This window comes from Catellatospora tritici (assembly GCF_019083965.1).
Lineage (GTDB): Bacteria > Actinomycetota > Actinomycetes > Mycobacteriales > Micromonosporaceae > Catellatospora > Catellatospora tritici.
The window spans coordinates 741,228-750,543 of the sequence record NZ_JAHRCY010000002.1; the positions used below are offsets into that span (position 1 = coordinate 741,228).

The window sequence follows — 9,316 nt, forward strand, 5'->3', positions numbered from 1 at the left end:
CAGCCGACCCCGTACACCCGTTCGGCCGCTTATGATCTGGCTCGCCCCCACGAGGGTGGCCCGTCCGGCGCACCACCCGCACACGGCTCGCCGGGCACAGGCCGACCTTCGTCGCCCCCGAGAGGCCGAAAGATGTTGTGCCACGCCTGCCACGTGCACCTGCGCCGGGACTACCCCTACTGCCTGCACTGCGGCACGCTGCGCAAGGGCGCCAAAGTGGAGGCCTACGCCGCGCCTGAGCTGCGCTGGGACACCCCGGCCGGATCGCGGACGCTGGAGCTGGTCAAACCGGTCACCACCATCGGCCGCAGCGCCGACAACGACGTGGTGCTCGACGACGGCAGCGTCTCGCGCGCCCACGCCCGGGTGACCCGCACCGCCAACGGCTTCGAGATCGAAGACCTGAACTCCTTCAACGGCACCACCGTCGCCGGATACACAATGCACGGCAACGCCATGCTGCTCACCGACGAGATCGAGCTGCACGTCGGCGACGTGCCGGTGCGGTTCGCGCAGCCGCGCAGCGCCGCGATCGGCTCCAAGACCATGGTGGCCGGGGTCGAGCACAGCATGCTGCTGCAGCCGCAGCCCGCGCAGCCCGGCCTGCCCGAGCCCGCGCCCACCGCGGGCGGCCCGCTGTCGGCGCGGCCGAAGCGGCGCAGCGGTTGGGCGCTCAAGCAGGTGCCCGACGTGCGCGGCGACCAGCAGTGGGTGCTGCGCAACACCCGCTCCGGGCAGTATCTGCAGCTCGACGAGCGCGACGTGTTCCTGTGGCACCAGCTCGACGGCGAGAACACCGTACGAGACCTGCTGTTCGCGTACGCGCAGAAGTTCGGCGAGCTCGCCCTGCCCCGCATCGAGCGCACCCTGGATACCTTCGCCGCGCTGGAACTCGTGCGCGGCGTGCACGGCCAGCGCGAACCGGAGAAGCCGCCGCTGCTCAAGCGGATCGGCCGCGCGGTGCTGCACGCGCTGCTGCGCATGGAGCTGTCCATCAAGGGACTGGACGGCTTCTTCGGGGGGCTGTACCGGGCGTTCGGCTGGCGCTTCTTCACGCGTACCGGCGTGGCCCTGCTCTGGATCGTGATCGCGGTGGGGCTGTATGCCGCCGTGGTGGCCGGCGCCGAGCAGAACCTGTTCGACATCCGGGGCGCCGGGGTGGGCGGCGTCGTCGCGGTCGGCCTCGGGTACCTGCTCGCGCTGATGGTGCACGAGTCGGCGCACGCGCTGGCGGTGAAGTCGTACGGCCGCACCGTGACCCGGGGCGGGTTCATGCTGATGATGGGCATGCCGTTCGCCTTTGTGGACACTTCGGACATGTGGTTCGGCAGCCGCTGGTCCCGCATCGTGGTGACCCTGTCCGGGCCGCTGTCGACCGCGGCGATCGCGGGCATGTGCGCGATGACCGCCGCCTGGGTGCCCGAGCCGCGCGTGGCCGGGGTCGCCTACCAGCTGGCCTTCGGGCTCTACCTGAACACGCTGTACAACCTCAATCCGCTGATGCCGCTGGACGGCTACCAGGCGCTCGCGGACGGGCTGCGGCTGCCGCGCCTGCGCGAGGAGGCGGCGGCGTACTTCACCAGGGGCATCTGGGCCGATCTGAAGGCCGGGCGCAGGCCGGGCCTGCGCCAGGTGGGCATGGCCGCCTACGGCATGGCCGCCGTCGGCGGGACCGGCCTGTTCGTGCTGCTGGGCTTCCTGGCCTGGCGTGACCGCCTCGGCGGCCTGGTCGACCGCTATCTGCCGCCCGGCATCGACATCGTGGTGATCGTGCTGCTCATCGGCCTGATCATGTTCCCGGTCTGGTACCGGCTGTTCCGCAAGCTGGTCGGCTTCGTCAAGTCCCGCCGCAGCACGGCGCCAGCGGAGGCGTCGGCATGAGCGGGCAAGGCTTTCTGAAGGGTATGAGGGGGACGGCATGAACATGCCGATGTGGACCGTGCCCGGGTACACCGAGATCCGCGAGCTGGGCCGGGGGGCCTCGGGGCTGGTGGTGCTCGCGCAGCACGACGCCACCCAGGTGAAGGTCGCCATCAAGTACCTGGCCGAGCACCTGCGCGGCGATGAGGAGTTCATCCGCGCGTTCCGGGCCGAGGCCCGGATCATGTCCGAGGTGGACTCGCCCGAGGTCGCCCGCCTGTACGAGTACGTCGAGTCGCCCGACGGCGCGGCGATCGTGATGGAGCTGGTCGAGGGTGTGGCGCTGCGCGCCATCCTGCGCGAGCAGGGGCCCACCGAGCCGCAGGCGGCGCTGGTGGTGCTCAAGGGCTCGCTGCTGGGCCTGGCCGCCGCGCACACCCGGGGCGTGGTGCACCGCGACTACAAGCCGGAGAACGTGCTGGTCAACGGGGAAGGCCAGAGCAAGCTGGCCGACTTCGGCATCGCGGCGCGCAGCGGGCGGCAGGGGCCGCTGGCCGGTACGCCGTCATACATGGCGCCGGAGCAGTGGGCCGGGGCGGCCGCCAGCCCGTCCACCGACATCTACGCCGCCACCGCCACCTTCTTCGAGTGCCTCGTCGGCAGGCCGCCGTATCGGGCACCGGGCGACCTGGCCGGGCTGCGCCGCCAGCACGAGCAGGCACCGGTGCCGGTCGACGACGTGCCCGAGGCGGTACGGGGCCTGGTGCGCCGAGGTCTGGCCAAGGACCCGCGGCAGCGTCCCCGGGACGCGGAGACATTCCTGCACGAGCTGGAGGCGGTCGCCGGGGCCGGATACGGCCCGGAGTGGGAGGAGGACGGCCGGGGCAAGCTGGCCCGGCGCGCGCTGCTGCTGGCGTTGCTGTTCCCGCTGGCGGGCATGCAGGCCGACGCCAGCGCGGTCGCCACCACCATCCTGGGCATGTCCAAGCGCGCCTTCTGGGTGCTCACCGCCTGCGTGACCGCCCTGGTGCTGGGCGCCGCCGGAGTCGGCTTCGCCAACCTGAGCAACAACCCGCCACCCGCGCCACCGATCTCCTCCCCCAGCCCGTCGGCTCTCCCGTCACCGGCGCCCTCGGTCGAGCCGTCGCCGTCCCCGTCGGTGGAGCCGTCGCCGAGCGCATCGCCCTCAGCGTCGCCGTCGCCCGGCCCGAAGCCGAGCCCCAGCAAGAAGCCCAGCCCGAAGCCATCCCCCAAACCGTCACCAACCCCGAACTCCGTGATTCGACTCAGCCTCGGTGGTTTCTGCTGGTACAGCAAGCCCGACTGCAGCTCGGAAAGCATTTCCTACAACACCGGTGGAGTGACCCGTGAGGTGCTCACGGTCGCCACGGATCGTCCAGACCCATTCGTCCTTACCTTCACATATGTCCAGGTAAGCGCGAGGGGCGGCGCAATCGGAACACCGCATGTGGAGACACTGCAGGTGCCCGGAGGAAAGACCGTCAACGAGATCACGCACTACGGGAACGCGTCCTCGCTCTATATGGACTGCTCGGGAACGTACCGCATTCGACTTATCGTTACGGCTAACATTCCTGGACCCACCAGTGGGGCCCTCACCATCATCGACGACCCTTGCCTAAGGTGAAAGGACGGCTCCGCCGTGGCGGACATGATCGGCGGTAAGTACACCGTGCGGGGGCAGGGGCGGGCCGGACGGCTCGGCACCTGGCACCTGCTGTCCACCGCGGACGGCAAGGTGCGCGGCGGGGTGCGGCTGGAGGAGCGCGCCCTGGCCGATCAGGCGACCGCGCAGCGGGTGGGCCAGGTGGTGCAGACCGTGGCGGCGCTGCGCCTGCCCGGCCTGCTCAACGTGACCGAGCAGCTCGTCGACGGCCGGTACACCTGGCTGATCACGTCGGCGTCCCCGACGCCGACGCTGGCGCAGGTGTTCGGCGCCAACGTGTCGATGCCGCCCGCCACGGCGCTGCTGATCGCCACGGACACCGCGCAGACGCTACTCAAGCTGCATCAGGCGGGGCTCGCCCACGGCGACCTCCAGCCGAACACCGTCGTGCTCAGCGGCGCCGGTGCGGCTCTGCTCGCCGAGACCGGATACGCCCCCGCGCTGGCGGGCGACACCCCGGGCCCGGGTCACGACGCGACCGCCTGGGCGCGCATGCTGAATGACCTGGCCACCCGCAACACCGATCCGGCCGTGGCGCAGCTGCTGCGGCAGGCGGCGCAGCAGGCCGAGGCGACCGGCGGCAGCGCCGGGTTGACCGCAGCACTGTCGGTGCTGACCGCGGGCGGCGCGAAGGTGGCCGGCTTCGGCGACCGCGAGCCGATCAAGTCGCTGGCCGCGAACGCGTTCGCGGCGGCGGCAGGCGCGGTGGTGACGAAAGCCCCGCCGGTGGCGCTGCCGCCGGTGGAGCCCGGCAGTGAGGCGACGGTACAGCTGATCGGCGGTTCGCACTCGGCCCCGGTGCCGCCCCGGCAGGCATCCGCCGGGGTCCCGGCGCAGGCAGCACCGCAGGCGGCGGCTGCTCCGGGCGTACCCCCGCAGCAGCCCGCGCCGCCGGTGCCCGCACCCGCCGTGGCGCCGGACGGAGCCACCCGCCTGGGCAACCGGGCCGCCGAGGAGCAGCGTCGGGTCGCCAGCCAGGAGCCGGGCCGGGGCGCACCGGCATCGGCGCAGCCCGATGTCAACCTGCGCTTCGGCCAGGGCGTGCCGCCCGCGCCGCCCGCCTGGCAGCTCGCGGCGGCCAGCGCCCCACCCCGACCCAAGCGGTCGATGTGGAAGCGGATCACCGCGTTCGTGAGCGCGCTGAGCACGGTCGCGCTGCTGGTGGTGGCCGGGATCCTGGTCTGGCAGTGGTGGCAGTCGCGGCACGCCGCGCCGGTGGCGGTGACCACTGTCACGGTCAAGCTGGCGCAGCCGATCGACGACAAGTGCGATGTGAAGGTGGACCTGGTCGGCACCATCGAGACCGACGGGACCGCGGGCAAGGTCACCTACGAGTGGGTGCGGATGGACGGCCAGAGCTCCGGCGCGCTGGAGCAGGCGTTCCGCTCCGGCCAGAAGCGTGTCGACGTCCACCTGTACTGGGACTTCAAGGGCGTGGGCACCAAGGAGGCGAGCGCCACCCTGCGCGTGCTCGGCACGCACGTGGTCGAGGGCAAGACCGAGTTCACCTACCACTGCAGCCGTTAAGCGGCTGCGGCCGATCGGCTCTCCGGGTCACGATGTGCGGGGTAGACCCGCTTCCTGACCCGGAAAGCCGATCATGATCATCACTCTGGTCCAGGGCGACATCACCGCCCAGCAGGTGGACGCCATCGTCAACGCCGCCAACTCGTCGCTGCTCGGCGGGGGCGGGGTCGACGGCGCCATCCACCGCAAGGGCGGCCCCGAGATCCTGGCCGAGTGCCGCGCCCTGCGCGCCTCGAAATACGGCCGAGGCCTGGGCACCGGTCAGGCGGTCGCCACCACCGCGGGCAGGCTGCCCGCCCGGTGGGTGGTGCACACGGTCGGGCCGGTCTACAGCGCTACCGAGGACCGCGCCGAGCTGCTGCGCGACTGCTACCGCAACTCGCTGCGGGTCGCCGCCGAGCTGGGCGCGGCCACGGTCGCGTTTCCGCTGATCTCGTCGGGCATCTTCGGCTGGCCGGTCGAGGACGCGGTCCGGCAGGCGCTGTCGGTGCTGCGTACCGCCGAGACGAGCGTCGCGCAGGCGCACCTGGTGCTGTACGACGCCGCGACGTACCAGACCGCCCAGCGCGTCGCGGCTGAGTGACTTCGCGCCGCCGCTGCCTCCGCGCCACCGCAGACCCGTTAAGAAGGGGCCCTTCCGCTACGCAAAGCGATAAGAAGGGGCCCTTCCTTACTGTTCGAAGAGGTGTTGGAAGGCGCGGAGGTTGTCGGTTGGCTCGCCGCGGCTGGTGCGCCACTGCCACTCGCGCTTGATCGCGGTGGCGAAGCCCAGCTCCAGCAGGGTGTCGAAGGAGTCGTCGGCGGCCGCGAGCACCGCGCCGAGCAGCCGGTCGAGTTCGGCCTCGGTCAGCGCGGCCAGCGGCAGGCGGCCGGTCAGGTACACGTCGCCGACCGCGTCGATGGTGAACGCGACCCCGTAGAGCTTGGCGTTGCGCCGCAGCAGCCACGCCCAGACCGCCTCGCGGTTCTCGTCGGGCTGGCGCACCACGAACGCCTCGATCCGCAGCGCCTGCTCACCGACGATCAGGTTCACGTTCGTCTTGAGCTTGTGCGTGCCGGGCAGGGTCACCACGTACGACGTGGCGCCGGTGCGGTCCAGGGGCAGCTCGGCGCAGGCCCGCTCGATCAGCGCGCAGGCTTCGGCGACGGTCGTCACGGGACTACCAGCGCGCACAGCCGGCGAGCTCCAGCTCGCGGCGGGCCCGGTGCTCTGTCATCGCCTCACCATAGACGTCGAGCAACCGCTCGGCCGTGCGGTCCCAGGAGAAGTCGTGCGCGTGCCGCAGCGCCCCGGCCGACAGCTCGGCCAGCCGCTTGGGCTCGGCGAGCAGCTTGTCGAGCACGCGCCCCCAGATCGCCGGGTCGTGCCCGTCGATGAGCACGCCGCTGATGCCGTCGCGTACGGCGGTGACCAGGCCGCCGACAGCCGCCGCCACCACGGGCGTGCCGCAGGCCTGCGCCTCCAGCGCCACCAGCCCGAACGACTCGTTGTGCGAGGGCACCGCGACCACGTCGGCGGCCCGGTAGACGTCGGCGAGCCGGTCTCCGGCCTGCGGCGGCAGGAACCGGACCCGGTCGCGTACGCCCAGCGTGTCGGCCAGTTCGATCAGCGCGGTGGGCCGGTCCAGGCCGGAGCCGCTGGGTCCGCCGACGATCAGCGCGGTGACGTCGGCGGAGTCGGACTCGGCCAGCGCGCGGATCAGCACGTCGGGGGCCTTCAGCGGCTGGATGCGGCCGACGAACGCGACGATCCGGCCGCGTTCGGGCAGGCCGAGGCGGGCCCGCGCGGCGGCCCGAGAACCGGGGCGGAAGCGCTGCAGGTCGACGCCCGGGGCGACGATGGCGACGCGCTCCAGCGGGGCGCCGTATAGGTCGATGAGTTCGCGGGCCTCGGTCGGGGTGTTGGCGACCAGCCGGTCGGCCTGCTCGACGACCTGCTCCTCGCCGACGACCCGGCCCATCGGCTCGGCCCGGTCCCCGGCCGCCAGCTGCAGGTTCTTGACCTTGGCGAGGGTGTGCGCGGTGTGCACCAGCGGCACGCCCCAGCGGTCCTTGGCCAGCCAGCCGACCTGGCCCGACAGCCAGTAGTGCGAGGCGAGCAGGTCGTACCAGCCCGGCGGGCGGGCGGCTTCGACGCCCAGCACCCCGTGCGTGAACGCGCACAGCTGGGCGGGCAGGTCCTCCTTGGCCAGGCCCTCGAACGGGCCCGCGCTGATGTGGCGCACGGTCACGCCGGGCGCGAGTTCGGCGCACTGGGGCAGGTCCCGCCCGGTGGTCCGGGTGAAGACCTCGATCTCGACACCGGCCTGCGCCAGGCGCTTGGACACCTCGACGATGTACACGTTCATGCCGCCCGCGTCACCGGTGCCCGGTTGGTGCAGGGGCGAGGTGTGCACCGAGAGCATCGCCATACGCCGAGGGAGGGATCGAGAGCTCACGAGGCGATCAACAGCCGGGAGCGTCCGACTCTTCCCGTTCGCGGCGTGACGTGGATCGCACGGCTTCGCGCGGCAGGCGGGCAGCGTCGCGGCAACCGGGCAGCGGCTTAGGATCTGCTCATGTCGTACCAGAAGATCGCGGTCGTGTCCGGCGCCTCCAGCGGCATCGGGGCCGCCACCGCCCGCAGCCTGGCCCAGGCCGGTTTCCACGTGTACGCGCTGGCCCGCCGCACCGACCGGGTCGAGGCGCTCGCCAAGGAGATCAACGGTACGCCGGTGACCTGCGACGTGACCGACGACGACGCGGTGGCGGCCTTCGCGGCCACGCTCGACCGGGTGGACCTGCTGGTCAACAACGCGGGCGGGGCGATCGGCGCCGACCCGGTCGCGACCGCCGGGGTCGCCGACTGGCAGGCGATGTACGACGTCAACGTGCTCGGCACGCTGCGCCTGACCAAGGCCCTGCTGCCCGCCCTGACCGCCTCCGGCGCGGGCACCATCGTCACGGTCAGCTCCACGGCGGGCCTCATCGTGTACGAGGGCGGCGGCGGCTACGCCGCGGCCAAGCACGCCCAGACCGCCCTGGTCGAGACCCTCCGCCTGGAGCTCTGCGGCCAGCCCGTCCGCGTCGTCGAGATCGACCCGGGCATGGTCAAGACCGACGAGTTCGCCGTCAACCGCTTCGCCGGTGACACGGCCCGCGCCGCCGCCGTCTACCAGGGCGTGGACAAGCCGTTGACCGCCGACGACATCGCCACCTGCATCACCTGGACCGCCACCCTCCCCCACCACGTCAACATCGACCGCCTGGTGGTCCGCCCCCTGGCCCAAGCCGCCCAACACAAGGTCCACCGCACCGCGTAACCCCCCCGGTGCGTCGATCATGAACTTATGGCACGGGTCGATGGCGTGTCGCGTGCACAGCTTCCTGATCGACAGGCTGGGGTGGGGCAGGTGAAGGCGCAGGGCGAGATCACCCGGGGCACCACCAATCCGAACCGGCTCCGGCGGGTGGACCGGTGGATCGCCTGGTGGTGCGGGCGGGCGCTGGCCGACGCGGCCGACCCGCTGGTGGTGGACCTCGGCTACGGGGCCACCCCGATCACGGCGGTGGAGCTGCGGGCACGGCTGCTGCGCGTACGCCCGGACGTCCGGGTCGTCGGCCTGGAGATCGACCCCGCCCGGGTCGCCGCGGCGCAGCCCGCGGCCGACCCGCCCGGCCTGACCTTCGCCCGTGGCGGCTTCGAGCTGGCCGGCTTACGGCCCGTCGTGGTCCGGGCCTTCAACGTCCTGCGCCAGTACGACGAGAGCGCCGTCCCCGCCGCCTGGTCCACCATCACCACCGCGCTGGCCCCCGGCGGCTGGCTCATCGAGGGCACCTGCGACGAGCTCGGCCGCCTCGGCGCCTGGGTGGCCCTGCGGGCCGGGTCGACCGTCCCGACCACCCTCACGCTCGCCGCGAAGCTGTCCACCCTGGAGTCCCCGGCCACGTTCGCCGAGCGCCTACCCAAGGCCCTCATCCACCGCAACATCCCCGGCGAACCCGTGTACGACCTGCTCCGCGCCCTCGACGACGGCTGGCGCCATGCCGCCCCGCTGGCCGTCTTCGGCCCCCGTCAACGCTGGCTCGACACGGTGTCCCGCCTGCGTGACGCAGGCTGGCCCGTCCTGGACACCCACCACCGCTGGCGCCTCGGCGAACTGACCGTCCCCTGGCCCGGCACCCGCCCCTGACCCGTCCCGTCCCGCCGGGCCGCGCCGCGCCGCGCCGGGCCGCGCCGCGCCGGGCCGGGCCGGGCCGGGC

At 72.6% G+C, this 9,316-nt stretch carries 8 protein-coding genes; 6 read left to right on the forward strand and 2 right to left on the reverse strand.

Annotated elements, in window-relative coordinates:
• Positions 1-132 precede the first annotated feature (132 nt).
• The 4 genes from KUA19_RS07335 to KUA19_RS07350 all read left to right on the forward strand — a co-directional run bounded on the left by KUA19_RS07335 (position 133) and on the right by KUA19_RS07350 (position 5,657).
• On the forward strand, positions 133-1,881 hold the full coding sequence (locus tag KUA19_RS07335; protein WP_217395309.1) for an FHA domain-containing protein: 1,749 nt from the start codon (positions 133-135) through the stop codon (positions 1,879-1,881).
• Between the two features lie 37 nt (positions 1,882-1,918).
• The gene (locus tag KUA19_RS07340) at positions 1,919-3,508 is read left to right on the forward strand and encodes a serine/threonine-protein kinase (protein ID WP_254548705.1); all 1,590 of its coding nucleotides are present in this window, start codon (positions 1,919-1,921) and stop codon (positions 3,506-3,508) included.
• A 15-nt stretch (positions 3,509-3,523) separates the two neighbouring features.
• On the forward strand, positions 3,524-5,074 hold the full coding sequence (locus KUA19_RS07345) for a serine/threonine-protein kinase (RefSeq protein WP_217395310.1): 1,551 nt from the start codon (positions 3,524-3,526) through the stop codon (positions 5,072-5,074).
• Between the two features lie 73 nt (positions 5,075-5,147).
• The gene (locus KUA19_RS07350) at positions 5,148-5,657 is read left to right on the forward strand and encodes an O-acetyl-ADP-ribose deacetylase (protein ID WP_217395311.1); all 510 of its coding nucleotides are present in this window, start codon (positions 5,148-5,150) and stop codon (positions 5,655-5,657) included.
• A gap of 87 nt (positions 5,658-5,744) precedes the next feature.
• Here the strand turns inward: KUA19_RS07350 and KUA19_RS07355 are convergent, their stop codons facing one another.
• Both KUA19_RS07355 and mshA read right to left on the reverse strand, forming a co-directional pair.
• Positions 5,745-6,230 carry a type III secretion system chaperone family protein gene (locus KUA19_RS07355; protein ID WP_217395312.1) on the reverse strand — a complete coding sequence of 162 codons (486 nt, stop codon included), beginning with the start codon at positions 6,228-6,230 and terminating at the stop codon, positions 5,745-5,747.
• 4 nt (positions 6,231-6,234) lie between these two features.
• Entirely contained in the window at positions 6,235-7,485 is a 1,251-nt protein-coding gene (mshA, locus tag KUA19_RS07360; protein ID WP_217395314.1) for a D-inositol-3-phosphate glycosyltransferase, read from the reverse strand.
• A 147-nt stretch (positions 7,486-7,632) separates the two neighbouring features.
• On the opposite strand from mshA, the gene KUA19_RS07365 reads away from it, so the two are divergent.
• Positions 7,633-8,376, forward strand: a complete 744-nt coding sequence (locus KUA19_RS07365; RefSeq protein ID WP_217395315.1) for an SDR family NAD(P)-dependent oxidoreductase — start codon at positions 7,633-7,635, stop codon at positions 8,374-8,376.
• 90 nt (positions 8,377-8,466) lie between these two features.
• Positions 8,467-9,246: a class I SAM-dependent methyltransferase gene (locus tag KUA19_RS07370; RefSeq protein ID WP_308167365.1), complete on the forward strand. Its 780-nt coding sequence runs from the start codon at positions 8,467-8,469 to the stop codon at positions 9,244-9,246.
• Positions 9,247-9,316 lie beyond the last annotated feature (70 nt).

What these genes read in the sequence shown, in the direction of transcription:
- KUA19_RS07335 (WP_217395309.1), top strand. Translation starts at nt 133, where the DNA reads ATGTTGTGCCACGCCTGCCACGTGCACCTGCGCCGGGACTACCCCTAC.
- KUA19_RS07340 (WP_254548705.1), top strand. Translation starts at nt 1,919, where the DNA reads ATGAACATGCCGATGTGGACCGTGCCCGGGTACACCGAGATCCGCGAG.
- KUA19_RS07365 (WP_217395315.1), top strand. Translation starts at nt 7,633, where the DNA reads ATGTCGTACCAGAAGATCGCGGTCGTGTCCGGCGCCTCCAGCGGCATC.
- mshA (WP_217395314.1), bottom strand. Translation starts at nt 7,485, where the DNA reads ATGGCGATGCTCTCGGTGCACACCTCGCCCCTGCACCAACCGGGCACC.
- KUA19_RS07350 (WP_217395311.1), top strand. Translation starts at nt 5,148, where the DNA reads ATGATCATCACTCTGGTCCAGGGCGACATCACCGCCCAGCAGGTGGAC.